The 17,424-nt window shown below is 39.3% G+C and carries 20 protein-coding genes; 13 read left to right on the forward strand and 7 right to left on the reverse strand.

Annotated elements, in window-relative coordinates:
- Positions 1–14: 14 nt before the first annotated feature.
- Both mnmH and selD read right to left on the reverse strand, forming a co-directional pair.
- Positions 15–1,115: a tRNA 2-selenouridine(34) synthase MnmH gene (mnmH, locus tag LCX93_RS01235; RefSeq protein WP_226067396.1), complete on the reverse strand. Its 1,101-nt coding sequence runs from the start codon at positions 1,113–1,115 to the stop codon at positions 15–17.
- A gap of 2 nt (positions 1,116–1,117) precedes the next feature.
- Positions 1,118–2,152, reverse strand: coding sequence for a selenide, water dikinase SelD (gene selD / locus LCX93_RS01240; protein WP_255613336.1), 1,035 nt, complete (start codon positions 2,150–2,152; stop codon positions 1,118–1,120).
- A gap of 346 nt (positions 2,153–2,498) precedes the next feature.
- On the opposite strand from selD, the gene LCX93_RS01245 reads away from it, so the two are divergent.
- Complete coding sequence (locus LCX93_RS01245) at positions 2,499–2,942, forward strand: HAD family hydrolase (RefSeq protein ID WP_226067399.1); 444 nt, start codon at positions 2,499–2,501, stop codon at positions 2,940–2,942.
- Here the strand turns inward: LCX93_RS01245 and LCX93_RS01250 are convergent.
- Positions 2,932–3,561, reverse strand: coding sequence for an NAD(P)H-dependent oxidoreductase (locus LCX93_RS01250; protein ID WP_226067401.1), 630 nt, complete (start codon positions 3,559–3,561; stop codon positions 2,932–2,934). The genes LCX93_RS01245 and LCX93_RS01250 overlap by 11 nt on opposite strands.
- 89 nt (positions 3,562–3,650) lie before the next feature.
- On the opposite strand from LCX93_RS01250, the gene LCX93_RS01255 reads away from it, so the two are divergent.
- The 3 genes from LCX93_RS01255 to LCX93_RS01265 are packed head-to-tail and all read left to right on the forward strand — an operon-like array spanning position 3,651 to position 5,914.
- Complete coding sequence (locus LCX93_RS01255) at positions 3,651–3,998, forward strand: hypothetical protein (RefSeq protein ID WP_226067403.1); 348 nt, start codon at positions 3,651–3,653, stop codon at positions 3,996–3,998.
- Positions 3,999–4,016: 18 nt separating this feature from the next.
- A complete protein-coding gene (locus LCX93_RS01260; protein WP_226067405.1) occupies positions 4,017–5,234 on the forward strand; it encodes a PAS domain-containing sensor histidine kinase in 1,218 nt (405 codons plus the stop codon).
- Complete coding sequence (locus LCX93_RS01265; protein WP_226067407.1) at positions 5,231–5,914, forward strand: response regulator transcription factor; 684 nt, start codon at positions 5,231–5,233, stop codon at positions 5,912–5,914. The genes LCX93_RS01260 and LCX93_RS01265 overlap by 4 nt, the downstream gene beginning before the upstream one ends.
- A 7-nt stretch (positions 5,915–5,921) precedes the next feature.
- On the opposite strand, the gene LCX93_RS12550 is transcribed toward LCX93_RS01265, so the two are convergent.
- The 4 genes from LCX93_RS12550 to LCX93_RS01280 form a co-directional block, all read right to left on the reverse strand.
- The gene (locus tag LCX93_RS12550) at positions 5,922–6,050 is read right to left on the reverse strand and encodes a hypothetical protein (RefSeq protein WP_255613235.1); all 129 of its coding nucleotides are present in this window, start codon (positions 6,048–6,050) and stop codon (positions 5,922–5,924) included.
- 131 nt (positions 6,051–6,181) lie between these two features.
- Positions 6,182–6,883 (reverse strand): anaerobic ribonucleoside-triphosphate reductase activating protein, encoded by a 702-nt coding sequence (locus LCX93_RS01270; RefSeq protein ID WP_226067409.1) that lies wholly within the window; start codon positions 6,881–6,883, stop codon positions 6,182–6,184.
- Complete coding sequence (gene nrdD / locus LCX93_RS01275) at positions 6,849–6,998, reverse strand: anaerobic ribonucleoside-triphosphate reductase (protein ID WP_226067411.1); 150 nt, start codon at positions 6,996–6,998, stop codon at positions 6,849–6,851. Before nrdD ends, LCX93_RS01270 begins: the two co-directional genes overlap by 35 nt.
- Positions 6,999–7,052: 54 nt before the next feature.
- Positions 7,053–9,149: a ribonucleoside triphosphate reductase gene (locus tag LCX93_RS01280; RefSeq protein ID WP_226067413.1), complete on the reverse strand. Its 2,097-nt coding sequence runs from the start codon at positions 9,147–9,149 to the stop codon at positions 7,053–7,055.
- A 173-nt stretch (positions 9,150–9,322) separates the two neighbouring features.
- On the opposite strand from LCX93_RS01280, the gene rfbA reads away from it, so the two are divergent.
- The 9 genes from rfbA to cysQ all read left to right on the forward strand — a co-directional run bounded on the left by rfbA (position 9,323) and on the right by cysQ (position 17,421).
- Positions 9,323–10,213, forward strand: coding sequence for a glucose-1-phosphate thymidylyltransferase RfbA (gene rfbA, locus LCX93_RS01285; RefSeq protein ID WP_226067415.1), 891 nt, complete (start codon positions 9,323–9,325; stop codon positions 10,211–10,213).
- Positions 10,210–10,785 (forward strand): dTDP-4-dehydrorhamnose 3,5-epimerase, encoded by a 576-nt coding sequence (gene rfbC / locus LCX93_RS01290; RefSeq protein WP_226067417.1) that lies wholly within the window; start codon positions 10,210–10,212, stop codon positions 10,783–10,785. Before rfbA ends, rfbC begins: the two co-directional genes overlap by 4 nt.
- The gene (gene rfbD / locus LCX93_RS01295; protein WP_226067420.1) at positions 10,778–11,674 is read left to right on the forward strand and encodes a dTDP-4-dehydrorhamnose reductase; all 897 of its coding nucleotides are present in this window, start codon (positions 10,778–10,780) and stop codon (positions 11,672–11,674) included. The genes rfbC and rfbD overlap by 8 nt, the downstream gene beginning before the upstream one ends.
- A 1-nt stretch (position 11,675) precedes the next feature.
- Positions 11,676–12,761 (forward strand): dTDP-glucose 4,6-dehydratase, encoded by a 1,086-nt coding sequence (gene rfbB / locus LCX93_RS01300; protein WP_226067422.1) that lies wholly within the window; start codon positions 11,676–11,678, stop codon positions 12,759–12,761.
- Positions 12,751–13,662, forward strand: coding sequence for a sulfate adenylyltransferase subunit CysD (cysD, locus tag LCX93_RS01305; protein WP_226069393.1), 912 nt, complete (start codon positions 12,751–12,753; stop codon positions 13,660–13,662). Before rfbB ends, cysD begins: the two co-directional genes overlap by 11 nt.
- Positions 13,662–15,104 carry a sulfate adenylyltransferase subunit CysN gene (gene cysN, locus LCX93_RS01310; RefSeq protein WP_226067423.1) on the forward strand — a complete coding sequence of 481 codons (1,443 nt, stop codon included), beginning with the start codon at positions 13,662–13,664 and terminating at the stop codon, positions 15,102–15,104. Before cysD ends, cysN begins: the two co-directional genes overlap by 1 nt.
- Positions 15,104–15,829, forward strand: a complete 726-nt coding sequence (gene cysC / locus LCX93_RS01315) for an adenylyl-sulfate kinase (protein ID WP_226067425.1) — start codon at positions 15,104–15,106, stop codon at positions 15,827–15,829. Before cysN ends, cysC (LCX93_RS01315) begins: the two co-directional genes overlap by 1 nt.
- Positions 15,819–16,424, forward strand: coding sequence for an adenylyl-sulfate kinase (cysC, locus tag LCX93_RS01320; protein ID WP_226067427.1), 606 nt, complete (start codon positions 15,819–15,821; stop codon positions 16,422–16,424). The genes cysC (LCX93_RS01315) and cysC (LCX93_RS01320) overlap by 11 nt, the downstream gene beginning before the upstream one ends.
- Before the next feature lie 241 nt (positions 16,425–16,665).
- Positions 16,666–17,421: a 3'(2'),5'-bisphosphate nucleotidase CysQ gene (cysQ, locus tag LCX93_RS01325; RefSeq protein ID WP_226067429.1), complete on the forward strand. Its 756-nt coding sequence runs from the start codon at positions 16,666–16,668 to the stop codon at positions 17,419–17,421.
- The last annotated feature ends 3 nt before the right edge of the window (positions 17,422–17,424 follow it).

The raw sequence follows: 17,424 nt of genomic DNA on the forward strand, positions 1-17,424 counted from the left end.
ATTGTATCATATTTTCATGACTGATGTTGTAAAAAGTGCAACACATCAACGGCATTTCCCTCAAAAACAACAGGCAAGGGACTTTTTTTGATTTGGTAGTCATACATCGGGTCATAATATTTTTCCAAAAGCAGGGCAATCCACTCCAAATAGAATGTTTTTGCCTCTGCCTGGGTATCTTGGGAATAGGCTTTGTCAAAGAGTTGTGCAAGTTGTCTATAAAGCTGGTCACCCAGACGTTTTTGGATTCTTTTGAGTCCTGATTGCACATTCTGTGCCCATTTGTCCGAACCTTCTTCTCCGTATTGTAATGCATACTCTTTGAGTGCGCCAAGGACATACTCTTCATAGGTTATGAGTGCGCGAACCTCAATCGGAGTCTGTAACAATACAAGCTCTCCCTGCATAAAATTATCATATACGGGTTTTGGGATAAATGTTCTGCCGATATTATGGCTTTCATGCTCCAAAACAAGGTGGGTAAAATTTTTATGATGAAACTGTATGAGTCTGTAGGCAAGGTTGTTCTCAAAATCAATCTGTGAAGGCTGTGCATTGACAAAACTGCCAAAGGAAGAACCCCGATGATGCGCAACACCTTCAAGATCAATGGCATTTTGCAGTTTGTTCAAAAGAATGGTTTTTCCCGAGCCTGTTCTGCCTCCCAAAATGAGGGTGGGTGTTGCCGCACTGATGTGTTCACTCTGTTGCATCAAAAAATTGCGAAAAGCCTTGTATCCGCCTTTGAGCCTGGTAATGTCAATATTGCTCTCTTTGAGCCACTCCTGTGCAATCCCTGAGCGTTGACCTCCCCTGAAACAGTAAAGCTTTGCCTCGGGATTTTTCTTGAGGTAGTCCTGCCAGAGGCGGACTCTTTTCTCTTTTCCCTCATTTTGAATAAGAGACTCGGCCAGCTTTATGGCTGCGCCATTTCCGGCCTCTTTGTACCGTATGCCGACAAGTCTGCGTTCTTCATCATCAAGTATAGGCAGGTTTGTGGCATTGATAAACCTCCCTTTTTCAAACTCAACAGGGGCGCGGACATCAAGCAGAGGTGTTTCATTGAGAACAATAGACAAAAAATCATCTGTTACATTTGTAATATTACCGGACAAAGTCAGACTACCTCTACAAGATGTTTGCCTACTTTACATGTAAAGCCGATTGGTTTTAAGTCAAGTCCCGCATTTTTTGTAAGTGCCAAAAAGGCTTCTTTGGTATCTTTTCTTACCACACACAGCAGTCCACCGGAGGTTTGTGCGTCACATAAAATGTCCTGCTGTTCCTGTGTCATCGGAGAGATTTTATTTCCGTAACTCTCAAAGTTTCTGTGTGTGCCTCCCGGAACACAGCCCATCTCCAGATACTTTTTGACATTTTTGAGTGTCGGTACTTTTTCAAACTCTATAACGGCGCCGATATTGCTTCCCTCGCATATTTCGCTCAAGTGCCCAAGCAGACCGAAACCTGTCACATCGGTAAGCGCGGTTACGCCCTCTAATGCCGAAATTTCTGCGCCGATTTTGTTCAGGGTACACATGGCTTCTACGGCAATATCTATGTCACCCTCGGCAATTTTTCCCTGTTTTTGTGCCGTTGTCAGTATGCCTATACCCAGCGGTTTTGTAAGGTAGAGTTCGCAATCAATTTCGGCAGTATCGTTACGTTTAAGATGTTCATTTTTTGCTATACCGGTGACCGCAAGTCCAAATATAGGCTCGGGAGAATCTATACTGTGTCCGCCGGCAAGCGGAATACCCGCTTCTTCACAAACAGAGCGACCGCCGTCAATGACTTCGCGTGCCACATCCGCATCAAGTTTGTCAATCGGCCAGCCGAAGATGGAAATTGCCATCAGCGGTTTGCCGCCCATGGCATAAATATCACTGATGGCATTGGTGGCTGCTATGCGTCCGAAGGTAAAAGGATCATCAACGATAGGCATAAAAAAATCGGTCGTGCTTAAAACAGAAGTCCCGTTGCCCAAATCAAAGGCCGCCGCATCATCTTTTGAGGAATTGCCGACAAGCAAATCGGGGTAAGCAACAGTCTCTCTTGAAGTTGTTAAAATAGTATCAAGCAGTTTGGGTGAAATTTTACAGCCGCAACCCGCCCCGTGACTGTATTGTGTAAGTTTTATATCTTTCATAATGTATAATGTCCTAAATAAATTTTCATATACTAGTCCCCTTTGGCTAAAAGAGAGGTTAAGTAACTTTGACTTTAGTCTTTAAAGACACAAAGCCCGCACTGAAGTACGGGTTCCGAGAATTGGCAGTTTTTTTGGAACGCGGACTTCAGTCCGGGCTGAGAGTGGCAAGATTATTGCAACAGCCGGCACTGAAGTACCGGTTCCGAGAAAGCATTAATTTTCTTAACTGAATGATACTATCGGAACCCGTACTTTCTATGCTAAAGCATGACTTAGAAAAAAACTAAATTTTTTTCTGCAGTGCGGGCCTTAGGCTTAAAAGTTACATAAAACAACAAGGAAAAAAATGCAAAAGAACATAAAACATATTGTCCTGGATTATAACGGAACTATCGCAAAAGACGGTATTTTGAAAGATGAGGTAAAAAAACTTCTGCCGCTTTTGGCACAAACATATACCTTACATGTAATCACCGCAGATACCTTCGGCAGTGTAAAAGATGAGCTTAAAGAGTACGCGTTACATGTAAAGGTGTTGGAGGGTGACAATCATACTGCAGAAAAAGAGGCATATATTTCAGCCTTACGTGCAAAGGAGTGTGCGGCTGTGGGTAACGGAAACAACGATATGAAAATGTTGCAAAAAGTGCAGATAGGGATTTGTGTGCTTGGTGATGAGGGGTGCAGTACAAAAAGTCTGCTCGCTTCAGATATAGTCTGTAAGTCTATCTCCGAAGCACTTGAACTGTTTTTGTACCCAAAAAGATTAGTAGCGACGCTTAGAGTATAAATTCTACCACTTCATCAAACGGCAGTCTGATTTTTTCGGGCTGCGGATTGAGTCTGTAGCCAAAAGGAAGCACCATGGCGAGTTGAAATTTTTTAGGTTCAAGTCCTAAAATATCTTCAACTTTTTCCTTTTCAAAACCCTCTATCGGGCAGGAATCTATGCCGATGTATGCAGCACCGGTCATCATGTTTGCCGCGGCAATGTAGGTCTGCCTTGCCGTCCAGCAGTAAATATTTTCATCACTGCTGAGCGTTTTTTGTAAATGTTTTGCATATAGATCCATATACATGTCAAGTGATTCTTGCGGCATATCACGTCTTGCAAATCTTTTCTCAACTTCGCCCGATTCTGGTTTGACACTCTCTATGCCGGCAAGGACAATGACAAGATGAGAGCATGAAGTGACTTGCACCTGATCCCAGCATGCCGGTCTGAGTTTGGCTTTTAGCGCTTCGTTTGTAATGACTAGAAATTTCCAGGCTTCCATACCGAAAGAGGAGGGTGATTTGCGTCCACACTCGAGTATAAAACGCATATCTTCCTCGCTTATTTTTTTTGTTTCATCAAAAATTTTACACGCATGGCGAAAGTTCATCGCATCCATAAATTTGTTTTGCATTTTTTGTCCTTTAAATATGTCAAATTGCCATAAATTATAAGGCAGTTTTGTAAATATCTTATAATCATAGCAGAAAAATCAGGAGTGGGATGATGATTTTAGGAAAATGTCCATATTGTGATGACGGAGAGATTGAGGTTCGTGACAAAGAGGTCCGAGGCAAAAAGGTAAAACTCTATGCCTGTTCAAACGCCCACTGGCAGACAGAAGACGGAGAGATGTTTGAAGTGACATCGGCGTCTACATGCAGCTTCAGAATCTGGCAGAACTCTTTGGCAAAATACGGCAAATGGCTGGGTTACAAGGAGGTCAGGGAACTTTTGAGTGAGGGTGAACTTGAAGTGGAACTGCTGAGTAAAAAATACGGCAAAAAGATTTACTATACAAAAAACATAATTTTGAATGAAGAGTATGGTGTAAGTGTACTTTGGGATTAGTTTGGCTAGAATTAAACTATGTTAGAACAGTATAAAGAAGCGATTGAAAAAAGCAATATTATTTCCAAAACCGACGTAAACGGCATCATTACTTTTGTCAATGAGGAGTTTTGCAAAATTTCCGGCTATTCAAAAGAGGAGCTTATAGGAAAAAACCACAATATTGTCAGACATCCTGATGTTGCAACCTCTGTGTTTAAGAAGTTGTGGGAGATAATCAAGGCAAAAAAAACATACAAGGCTACGGTCAAAAACAGAGCAAAAGACGGGACAACTTTTTATGTCAATACCACCGTCATTCCCATCCTTGACAAAGACAACAATATTGAAGAGTTTGTGGCGATTCGTTATGATGTTACAAAAGAGGTGTTTTACAAAAAGAGTCTCGAGCAAAAAGAAAAAGAGCTGCAGGAACTCAATGAAAATCTTGAAAAAAGGGTGCAGGAGAAGACACAGGAACTCAAAGAACTCAATGAAACGCTTGAGCTTCGGGTGCAAGAAGAGATAGCCAAAAACGAACAAAAGCAAAAAGTGATGTTTTGGCAGTCACGGCTTGCAAGTCTGGGCGAAATGCTTGCAAACATAGCCCATCAGTGGAGACAACCGCTCACAGAACTCAGTCTGACACTCTTTAGTCTAAAAAAAGCAGCGCTGAACAACGAGGAAGAGGAGGTGCAGAATCTGTATGATGAGAGCAAGGCGATTATACAGAATATGTCGATAACGATTGATGATTTTACCAACTTTTTCAAACCGACAAAGCAGAAACACTATTTTAAAATAGCAGACAGCATCAATGAATCATTAAACATTTTAGAAAAAATTATAATCAAAGAGATGATCAGTGTGCATACCGAGTTTGAAGATGTGGAAATTTTAGGCATTTCAAATGAGCTGACACAGGTGATTATCAATCTAATCCAAAATTCAAAAGATGCTTTTTTGCAGTCGTCTGTTTTGATCAAAGAGATATATATACGTGTAAAAAAAGAAAAAGATTTTGCACTTATAGAGTTTAGTGACAATGCCGGCGGTATTAAAGAAAAAGAGATATATAAAATTTTTGAACCCTATTTTACGACCAAGCACTCCTCCTCGGGTACAGGGCTTGGGCTGTTTATGTCAAGAATGATTTGTGAACAGGGTTTGAACGGTTCCATAGATGTAAAATCCAAAAACGGCTCTACAACCTTCAGTATAAAAATCCCACTGCAAAACAGAGAGAAAAGAGAATGAGAAATAAATTTTTAAAAAGTCTGAAAGTTTTATTTGTTGAAGATGAAGAAAAACTTTCACTGTTACTGAAAAATGCTATCGGAGATCATTTTCACAGTTTTTTACTGGCAAAAGACGGTGATGAGGGCTTACATATATACAAGAAGGTTTTTCCGGATATCGTGATCACCGATATTATGATGCCAAACAAAAGCGGACTGGAAATGGCGCAGGAGATAAAACGCATAAATCCACAGAGTAAAATTATAATACTGAGTGCTTTTAGTGATGTGGAAAAATTGTTGGGTGCGATAGATACCGGGGTAGTCAAATACTTTATAAAACCTTTTGATCCGGATGAGGTTTTACAGTATATCCTCTCGCTAGAAGCAAGCATCGGCAAAAAGCTTTTAAATTTTTTGGACGGATTTGTATTTAATAAAACTACCAACAGTCTCTACAAAAACAACAGATATATCGCACTTTCAAAAAAGGAACTTCTGTTTTTACAGGCCTTAGTCAAAAACTATGAGGAGAACCGAGGCGTTTTGGAATATGCAGCAATCAAAAATATGATTTGGAAAGAAGATGTAAGTGATGAAAGATTAAGAACATTTATAAGGCGCTTTAGAGAAAAAACTTCCAAAGAGTTCCTTATAAATGTAAAAGGACTGGGCTATCAGATAGCGTCTAGTCAATAGCCTCGGATTAATTCTGACCCGGATGGTATGGTCTTGCTATAGCCGGTTTTTTTACTTCTTTTTTGTCGTAGTGTACTGTGTCCTGTGCCTGTAGTGCAACCATTGCCAATGTAAATGTAAGTATAACTTTTGTCATGATATTTCCTTGTTAAGAGTATACAAATACTCAGTTTTTTTAAATAAGACAATTTTTGTCTGATTTAAATTTCACAGAATGATAACTTATAAACGGCAGTAAAAAATTGATTTACGTCAAGAAAAAGGAATTTATCTCCAAATTACAGGAAAATTGCTTCTTAAGAGAGATTTGTTGAAAGGTTTTGAAGGTTTTTGCACTCCGCCTACAGTGCTTTTTGTCTCGACAAACTCCTGAATATAATAGGCATTCGTGTAGCCTCTTGTCTTTAAATCTGAGAGAATACAGTTGATGTCATCTTCAGTGAGCAAATCGGTATGGAGTGTGGTTCTGACTTCAAAATCAATACCACTGCGGATAAGCAGATCAAGTGTTTGGCTGAATTCATGAAATTTGCCGGAGTGTGTCACAGGTGTAAATTTATATTCCGGGGCTTTATAGTCCAGCGCGACATAATCAAGCAGGTTCAGACCGAGGAGTTCCTTTACATGTAAAGGGTTTGTACCGTTGGTGTCAAGTTTGATTGAAAATCCGAGCTTTTTGATTGCTTTGCAAAAATCAGTGAGGGCATAGGAAGAGGCTTCTCCGCCTGAGAGGACGACAGCATCAAGCAAAGAAACTCTTGTCTGTAAAAACTTCAGCACATCTTCCATACTGTAGCTGCCTTCTTTTGCAAAGACTATCTCTTTGTTGTAGCAAAAATCACAGCGCATATTGCACCCGCCAAACCATACGATGCAGGCTAGATGGTCAGGATAGTCCAGATGGGTAAACTTTGTGATATCATAAATGCATTTTTTACTCTTTAAACTGTTTGCGTTGTCTGTGCTCACCTGTTTTTCCTATGTTAAAACTCTCAACAGGTCGATGATAACCCATAACGCGTGTATATACTATACATTTTTGTCTCTGTTCTTTGACTATATCTAATATTTCATTTTTACTCATGATGCTTCCTTTTTTTTTGTTTTCATACTTTTCAATGCCATTAATTCTCTTAACTTAATGACATTGTTCATATTCTTGTATCAGTTCGTCGTCACATTTTGGACAGTATTCGTGTTCTCCGGAGAGATAGCCGTGTTTTGGACAAATGGAAAAAAGCGGTGTGACTGTAATATAGGGCAGTCTGAAATTTGTAATGACATTTTTGACCAGCCTGCGGCAGGCTTCGGTTGAGCTCAGACGCTCCTGCATGTAAAGGTGCAAAACGGTGCCTCCGGTGTATTTTGTCTGCAGTTCATCCTGCAGGGTCAGTGCCTCAAAAGGGTCATCGGTAAGCCCTACAGGAATCTGTGAAGAGTTGGTATAGTAGATGTTTTCATCCATACCGGCCTGTATGATTTTGTCACCGTATCTTTTTTTGTCTTCTTTGGCAAAGCGGTAGGTTGTTCCCTCCGCCGGTGTGGCTTCAAGGTTGTAAAGATTGCCTGTTTCCTCCTGAAACTCGACCATTCTTTTTCTTATGTGGTCTAATATCTCAGTGGCAAAGTCAATGCCCTGTGTGGAACTGATGTCATAGGCGCCTCCGGTAAAATTCAAAATCATTTCATTCATTCCGTTGACCCCGATGGTAGAAAAGTGGTTTCTAAACCCGGGCAGATATCTTTTAGTGTAGGGAAAAAGTCCCTTGTCATACATTTCCTGAATAAAAACACGCTTTTTCTCCAATGTAGACTTTGCATACTCCATGAGTTCATCAAGACGCTGCAGGAGTGATTCCATATTGCCTTTGTGCAAAAAGCCGAGCCTTGCCATATTTATAGTGACAACCCCTATACTGCCTGTCATTTCCGCACTGCCAAAAAGACCACCGCCTCGTTTAAGCAATTCTCTTAAATCAAGCTGTAGTCTGCAGCACATACTTCTGACATGCCCCGGTTTGTAGGCTGCCTCATTGGCTATGAGTTCTCCATTTTTGTCACGTTTGTATTGGCTTCCTATAAAATTTTGAAAGTAAGAAGAGCCGATTTTTGCTGTATTTTCAAACAGCAGGTCGGTATTTTCACCGTACCAGTCAAAATCTTCTGTGATATTGACGGTAGGTATAGGAAATGTAAAAGGCTGACCGGTTTTGTCTCCCTCTGTCATAACCTCATAGTAAGCTTTGTTGATGATGTGCATCTCTTTTTGAAAATGTTTATAGGTCATTTCTGTGAGGGATGAAACTCCCCTCTGCAGTGCTTTGAATCTTAACCCGGTATCTGAAATATTTTTAAAAAGATGCTCCTGCTTACATGTTGGAATCTGATCCTTCAAATCATCAGGAACGTTCCAATCTATAGTGATATTTGTAAAAGGTGATTGTCCCCATCGAGCGGGTACGTTTAGGTTATATATGAAACTGCGAATATTTTTTTTTACCTCCTTGTATGAAAGTTGATCTTTGAAAAGATAAGGCGCCAGATAGGTGTCAAAAGACGAAAAGGCCTGTGCGCCGGCCCATTCACTCTGCAAAATTCCTAAAAAGTTCGCCATCTGCCCAAGCGCTTCTCTGAAATGCCTTGGCGCATCGCTTTCCACTCTTCCTCTTACTCCGTTAAACCCTTCATCCAGAAGAACCCTCAGACTCCAGCCGGCACAATATCCGGTCAAACAGTCCAAATCGTGTATGTGATAGTCCCCGTTTCTATGCGCATACCCCTCTTCTTTTGAGTAAATTTTGTCAAGCCAGTAATTTGCAATAACCTTTCCTGCCGTATTGTTCACAAGACCGGCACTTGAATAGCCTGTATTTGAATTTGCTTTTATTCTCCAGTCACTTCCGCTGATATACTCTTCTATAGTCTGTGTCGAATGGATATAGGTAGTGTCGTCTTCAATAATTTTCTCTCTTTGAAGTTTATGAAGATGTCTGTAGAGTATAAAAGAGCGCATAACATCGAAATATTTTGCTTTGTACAGCTCTTGTTCTATAATATCCTGTATATCCTCAACAGCAACAACCCGTTTTGCATCAAGCCTTTGAATGACTTTGATATATACCGTCTCGTCAAAATCTACATTTTCACTTAAAAAAGCTTTTTTGATGGCATCTTCTATCTTATAAGAGAAAAACTGTTTGTATGAACCGTCTCTTTTTAAAATATATTCTACCATCTGTTGTTTTCCTTCTTAAGTGATATCGACAGTTTATAAAAACCGGCGTTAAAAATCACTAATAAAATTTGTCACTTTTGTGTCATCTTTGATAGGGTTTTGGAACAGAATTTATGTTAAATTAGTATAAGTTAGTGTAAAATATAAAATATAAAATTAGGGAGAGTTTAAATATGAAAGGCATTATATTGGCAGGAGGGAGTGGTACAAGATTGTACCCAATTACAAAAGGTGTCTCTAAGCAGTTGGTGCCAATTTATGATAAACCGATGATTTATTACCCGCTCTCTATTTTGATGTTGGCCGGTATCAGGGAAGTTCTTATTATCTCAACGCCAACGGATTTACCAAGGTTTGAGGAGCTCTTAGGCAGTGGTTCAGATATTGGTATGCAGTTTAGCTATAAAGTGCAACCTTCGCCCGATGGTCTTGCTCAGGCTTTTTTACTCGGAGAAGAGTTTATTGGTACTTCTGATGTGTGTCTTATTTTGGGTGACAATATTTTTTATGGACATGGTTTGTCAAAATTACTTGCAGAAAGTGTTGTCAATGCAAAAGAGAAGAATAAGGCCACAGTCTATGGTTATTATGTAAACGACCCTGAACGCTATGGAGTGGCAGAGTTTGACGAAAATGGAGAAGTCGTTTCTATAGAAGAAAAACCAAGTAACCCTAAAAGTAATTATGCTGTGGTTGGACTCTATTTTTATCCGAATGATGTAGTCAAAAAAGCAAAAAATGTAAAACCGAGCGATAGAGGGGAATTAGAAATCACAACTTTAAATCAAGAGTATTTAAATGAAAAAAGATTGAGAGTGAAACTGATGGGAAGAGGTTATGCTTGGCTAGATACCGGTACACATGAGAGTTTATTGGAAGCGAGCATGTTTATTCAGACTATTGAAAAAAGACAAGGGCTTAAAGTGGCCTGTATTGAAGAAATTGCACATGAAATGGGTTATATAACTGCTGAAAAACTGATAGAACTGGCACAACCTTTAAAGAAAAATGGGTATGGACAATATTTATTAAGAAGAGCAGAAGAAGGAATAGTGCAAAGATGAACTTCATAAGAACAGAAATACCTGATGTGGTTATAATAGAACCGGAAGTGCATGGAGATGAAAGAGGCTACTTCGTAGAAACATTCCGGGCTGACAAGCTGGAAGAGTTTTTGGGATATAAAATAAATTTTTGCCAAGACAATGAATCTAAAAGCTCCCGCGGTGTTTTACGAGGGCTGCACTACCAACTGGCTCCTGCAGCACAAACAAAGCTTGTCAGAGTCATTCAGGGGCGAGTTTTGGATGTTGCGGTTGACATCAGAAAAGGAAGTCCTACTTTCGGTAAACATGTAAGTGTAGAACTCAGCGGTGATAACAAACGCCAACTTTTAGTCCCTCGCGGCTTTGCCCATGCTTTTGTCGTTTTAGAAGATGATACTGTATTTGCATACAAGGTAGATAATTACTATTCACCCCAAAATGACAGAGGGATTCTTTTTAGTGATGAAGCCTTCGGTATTGACTGGAAAATGCCGCTTGATGAGCTGAAACTCTCAGCAAAAGACAAGGTACAGCCTAAGCTTTGCGAAACAAAAGACATTTTTGATTATAGTGTAAATTATTATGAATAATATTTTAATTACAGGCGCGAATGGTCAACTGGGCTCTGAACTGAGACTGTTAAACAGTAAATTTTTAGTCTCAAACTATAGATGTTTTTTTACTACTGCAAAAGATTTGGACATCACAGATTTTGAAAAAGTAAAAGAGTTTATAAGGTCAAAAAATATAAAGATTATTATCAATGCAGCAGCCTATACCGCTGTTGATAAAGCAGAAGAAGATAAAGAAAATGCAGACAGTGTAAACCATTTGGCTGTAAAATATCTTGCCCAGATTTCCAAAGAACATAATATCAGACTCATTCATATTTCAACAGATTATGTTTTTGATGGGAAAAATTACAGACCTTATGTGGAAGATGATGTCACAAATCCAACCGGTGTTTATGGAGCTACAAAACTTGCAGGTGAAAATGCCATGCGTGCAATCAATCCAAAAAATTCCATAATCATAAGAACATCCTGGGTATATAGTTCGTTTGGCAATAACTTTGTAAAAACTATGCTGCGTTTAGGCAAAGAGAGAGATGCCCTTGGTGTAATATTTGATCAGGTAGGCACGCCTACTTATGCAAAAGATTTGGCACAGGTTATTTTAAACATCATCGGAGCCGATACTTCAGTGCCGGCTAACAGTACAACAAATGCAGTGCAAATTTATAACTACTCCAATGAAGGAGTATTGAGCTGGTATGATTTTGCAAAAGAGATTATGAGAATGGCAAATCTTGATTGTAAAATCAGCCCAATCGAGACAAAAGAGTATCCGACGCCTGCAAAAAGGCCACACTACTCACTGCTGAACAAAGCAAAAATAAAAAAAGATTTTAATATAGAAATTCCTTACTGGAAAGAGAGTTTGGATGAATGTTTAAGAATTATGGGAGAAAGAAAATAATATGTTTGATAACGATAAAAAAACAATTTTAGTAACAGGCTGTGCAGGCTTTATAGGAAGTAACTTTGTTCCTTACTTTATAGATAAATATGAAAAATATAATATAGTAAATCTTGATCTTCTTACGTATGCCGGAGATTTAGACAATCTAAAAGAGTGCGAAAATAACCCACGATATAAATTTATAAAAGGTGACATCTGTAACCGTGAACTCATTGAGTTTATATTTGACGAGTATGACATCAGAGGTGTTATTCACTTTGCGGCAGAGTCACATGTAGATAACTCCATTAAAAACCCGGGTATATTTATAGAGACAAATGTGAACGGAACTTTTACTCTTTTGGATGTAGCCTATAAGCACTGGATGGAAAAACCATTTAAATATAAAGAAAAATACGGAACCGAGGTTTTAACCTCGGCTGAGAACGCTAATAAAAATCATTTTCCAAGATTTCACCACATAAGCACAGATGAAGTCTATGGTACTTTAAATGAGACAGACCTCTTCACAGAAGAGACACCTTATGCTCCAAACTCTCCCTACTCGGCATCAAAAGCAAGTAGCGATATGATAGTGCGAAGCTATCAAGAGACATACGGACTAAACACTGTCATAACAAACTGTTCAAACAACTATGGACCAAAACAGCATGATGAAAAACTCATTCCTACTATCATCAGAAAAGCATTGGCAGGTGAGCCTATCCCTATCTATGGAGATGGAAAAAACATAAGAGACTGGCTCTATGTACTTGACCACTGTAAAGGGATAGACTTGGTGTACCATACAGGAAAAGAGGGTAATGTTTATAACATTGGCGGAAGAAACGAGAGAACGAATCTTCAAATAGTAGATACCATTACAAGTATACTTGATGAAAAAGTGCCACCAAACAAGAGAATTGGCAAAGAGAGTTATAAAGAACTTATAACTTTTGTAGAAGACAGAGCCGGGCACGACAGACGCTATGCTATAGATGCTACCAAGATAGAAAATGAACTTGGCTGGAAAGCGGATGAGAATTTTAATTCTGGTATAATTCGGACAATAAATTGGTACCTAAAGAGATATGATGATAACTAAAGAGAAACTAAACCATCTAAAACAACTGGAAACAGAATCAATCCACATTTTACGTGAAGTAGCGGCAGAATTTTCTAGCCCTGTAATGATGTACAGTGTAGGAAAAGACAGCTCTGTGATGCTGCATCTCGCCATGAAAGCTTTTGCTCCTGCCAAGCCGCCTTTTACATTCTTACATGTAGATACAACATGGAAATTTAAAGAGATGATAGAGTTTCGTGACAACCGTGCCAAAGAACTTGGATTTGACCTTGTAGTACACTCTAATCCTGAGGGAATTGAGATGGATGTCTCCCCGTTTACACATGGAAGTAAAGTCCATACCGACATCATGAAAACACAGGCACTTAAACAGGCGCTCACGCAAGGTGGCTATGATGCAGTCATCGGAGGAGCAAGGAGGGATGAAGAAAAAAGCCGTGCAAAAGAGCGAATATTTTCATTCCGTGACAAACACCACAGATGGGACCCAAAAAACCAGAGGCCGGAACTGTGGAACATCTACAACACTGCTATCCAAAAAGGTGAATCAGTAAGAGTTTTTCCTATCAGTAACTGGACAGAACTTGATGTATGGCAATACATCTACCTGGAAAATATTAAGATCCCATCACTTTATTTTGCCAAAGAGCGAGAAGTTGTAGAGTATGAAGGGACAAAAATAATGGTAGACGATGAGAGAATGCCCGAAGAGCTTCGCAAAACTGCCAAAAAAGAGATGGTGCGATTTCGTACTCTTGGATGTTACCCGCTTACAGGTGCTATAAATTCAACTGCCACAACACTCCCTGAAATCATCAAAGAGATGCTCCTCTCAACAAGCAGTGAACGAGAAGGTCGTCTCATAGATAAAGACCAGATAGGCTCTATGGAGAAGAAAAAAATGGAGGGCTACTTTTAATGGACAGTGTAACACAAGAGAAAATCGCACTCGATATAGAAAGCTACTTAAAAGAACATGAAAACAAAGATATGCTCCGTTTTTTAACCTGTGGAAGTGTTGATGATGGGAAATCTACCCTTATAGGAAGATTGCTGTATGATTCAAAAGCTATTTTTGAAGATCAGCTCTCAGCCGTAGAAGCCGAGAGCGAGAAGTATGGCACAACCGGAGAAAAGATAGATATGGCTTTGCTTGTTGACGGTTTGCAAAGTGAAAGAGAACAAGGTATTACCATTGATGTGGCATACAGATTTTTTGCAACTGAGAGTAGAAAATATATCATTGCAGACACCCCAGGACATGAACAGTACACTCGTAATATGGTGACAGGTGCAAGCACCGCTGATGTTGCCATCATTCTTATAGATGCCAGAAAAGGCATCCTCACACAGACAAGAAGACACAGTTTTATAGTCAGTCTGCTTGGCATTGAACATGTTATTGTTGCTATCAACAAAATGGATTTGGTGGATTTCTCAGAAGATGTGTTTAACAAAATCCAAAACGATTACCAGGCAATAGCCGATGAGCTTGAAATAAAAAACACCTATTACATCCCGCTCAGTGCATTAGATGGTGACAATGTTGTCAACGCAAGTAAGAACACTCCATGGTACAAAGGAAAACCACTCCTGAGTCTTTTAGACACTATGGACATAAACAAAGAGATAAAAGAGGAGAACTTCCGTTTCCCTGTACAGTATGTCAACCGTCCAAATCTGGACTTTCGAGGCTTTTGCGGGACAATAGCCAGTGGCAGTGTAGAGGTTGGTGATGAGATTACTGTCCTTCCAAGCGGAAAAACCACAAAAGTAAAAAGCATACTCAGTGCCCACGACATTACAGAAGCAAACAGAGAGGCAATGACACAGGGAGCCTATGCTCCTATGGCAGTGACCATTACCACAGAAGATGAAGTAGACATCAGCCGCGGTGATATGATAGTGCATACCAATGCCATTCCAAGAGTCTCAAATGCTCTGAAAGTGATGCTTGTCTGGATGGATGAAAAACCGATGCAGTTGCAAAAAACCTATGATATCAAACGGGCAACTTCTGTTGTAAGCGGAAGTTTTGAGCATATCAACTACAGAGTAGATGTAAATACCTACAAAAGAACGCAGGTAGAACAACTCGGACTCAATGACATCGCCTCTTGTAAAATGCTTCTTACAAGACCCATAGCAGCAGACAGCTACAAAGAGAACAAACTTACAGGAAGCTTTATAGTAGTTGACAGAATTACCAACAAAACTGTCGGTGCAGGGATGATAGTGGATGTAGCCAAACGGGAGAGTGATAAAGAGCTTAAAAATCATAGAGAATATACAGATGCCGAGATAGCATTAAATGAGTATATTCGAGTGAATTTTCCTGAATGGGGATGTAAAAAGATTTAATGTATAAAGAGACAAATAAACGAAGCATAGTCAAAGGTATAAGCTGGCGAATAGTTGCAACTACTACCACTATCATCATTGTCTATGCTTTTTTTGGAAGGCTTGATCTTGCAATAGCTGCCGGGATGATAGAGACAGTGCTTAAAATTGCACTCTATTGGGCACATGAGCGAATCTGGCAAAAGCTTCGTTGGGGTAAACAAAGAATAGAGCCTTTTAATCTTTGGTTTACAGGGTTACCTCTGAGTGGAAAAACAACCATAGCAGACAAAGTCTACGAAGAGCTGAAAAAGTTGCACATTCCATTGGAGAGATTAGACTCTAAAGACATTAGAGATGTAGTCCCTGACATAGGTTTTAGCAGAGAAGAGAGAAACAGACATATGAAACGCATAGGACATCTTATAAAAACACTGCAAAATAACTCAGTCTCTACTGTTGCATCGTTTGTGAGTCCATACAGAGAGAGCAGAAAAGCGATCCGTGAGATGGTAAAAAATAATGTCGTGGTCTACCTCAAAGCAGATGTGAATACATGTAAACAAAGAGACTACAAGGGTGTGTATGAAAAAGCACTAAAAGGAGAGCTGCAAAACTTCTCGGGTGTTAATGATGTTTATGAAGAACCACAACATGCAGAGATTGTGATAGATACGACAAAAACTGCTGTTGATGAAGCGGTGGTAACGATAGTAAAATATATAAAGAAGAACTATGTCAAATAAAAATATAATCTGGCACGAACATCATGTCTCCAAAGAAGAACGAAGCAGCATCAAAAATCAAAAGCCGTGTATTTTATGGTTTACGGGTCTTAGTGGAAGTGGTAAAAGTACCATTGCCAATGCAGTAGAAGCAAAGCTCAATGAGATGCAAAAACATACTTATCTTTTAGATGGTGATAACATTCGTATGGGGTTAAACAAGGGACTTGGATTTTCTGATGAAGATCGGGCGGAAAACATAAGGCGTATAGGTGAGGTTGCAAAGCTTTTTGTCGACAGTGGGCTTATAGTGCTGAGTGCTTTTATATCTCCTTTTCAAAAAGAGCGAGACAGTGTAAGAGCACTTGTGGAAAATGGAGAGTTTATAGAAATTTTTATAGATACCCCTCTTGAAGTATGTGAAAATCGTGATCCAAAAGGCTTGTATGAAAAAGTAAGAAAAGGAAAGATAGCAGACTTTACAGGAATATCTTCACCTTATGAAGCACCTCAAAAAGCAGAAATTGAGATACAAACAGATACAATGTCAATAGAATCAAGTGTGGAAAAAATTATGAATTACTTAAAAAGAAACGGATATTTTAGAGGAGAGTAAAAATATTTCGTTGCAACACGGCGGCACTGAAGTACCGCTTCCAGGTGAATCGGACGGAACCCGTACTTTCTATGCTAAAGCATGACTTAGAAAAACTAAATTTTTTTTCTTCAGTGCGGGCTGTTGCAATAGTCTTGCCACTCTCAGCCCAGACTAAAGTCCGCGTTCCAAAAAAATGCTTAACTTAATGGCATTGAGCAGTACCAGGGTACTGTTTATATTTTAAATGAGGTTGATTATTATGTTAGAAAAAATAGATTTAGAAGAGATTGTGTCTGTTGCCAAAGAAGCAGGTGAGGCAATTATGCAGATATATGCAAAAGATTTTACCATAGAGTATAAAGACGACAAGTCGCCACTTACAGAGGCAGACACAAAAGCAAATGAAATTATTTGTGCATCACTGCAAACGCTTTACCCTAATATACCGATAATGTCAGAAGAAAACAAGCAAACAGAGTACGAAGTAAGGAAAAAATGGGAGTACTACTGGTGTATAGACCCAATAGACGGTACCAAAGAGTTTATCAAAAAAAATGATGAATTTACGGTAAATATCGCACTTATATATAAAAAGACACCTGTGCTCGGAGTTGTGTATGCTCCGGCAATGGATGAGATATATAAAGCAAAAAAAGGTCACGGGGCTTTTAAAAATAATCAAAAATTGCCATTACATGTAAATCATACACCAAAAGAAAAGCTCTTTGTTGTTGCTTCAAAGTCACACCTTTCCCCAGAGACACAAGAGTTTATAGACACTCTTGATGCAAAAGAGATAAAACAGGTCAGTAAAGGAAGTTCACTCAAACTTTGTATGGTAGCGGAGGGAGCGGCAGACATATACCCTCGTCTGGCACCCACAATGGAGTGGGACACTGCAGCAGCAGATGCTATTGTAAGAGAAAGTGGAAAAATGACCTGTAGTTACAAAACACAAGCACCAATAGTGTATAATAAAGAAAATCTTTTAAATCCATGGTTTGTGGTAAAATAAGTG

It is taken from the genome of Sulfurimonas sp. SWIR-19 (genome assembly GCF_020410885.1).
Lineage (GTDB): Bacteria > Campylobacterota > Campylobacteria > Campylobacterales > Sulfurimonadaceae > Sulfurimonas > Sulfurimonas sediminis.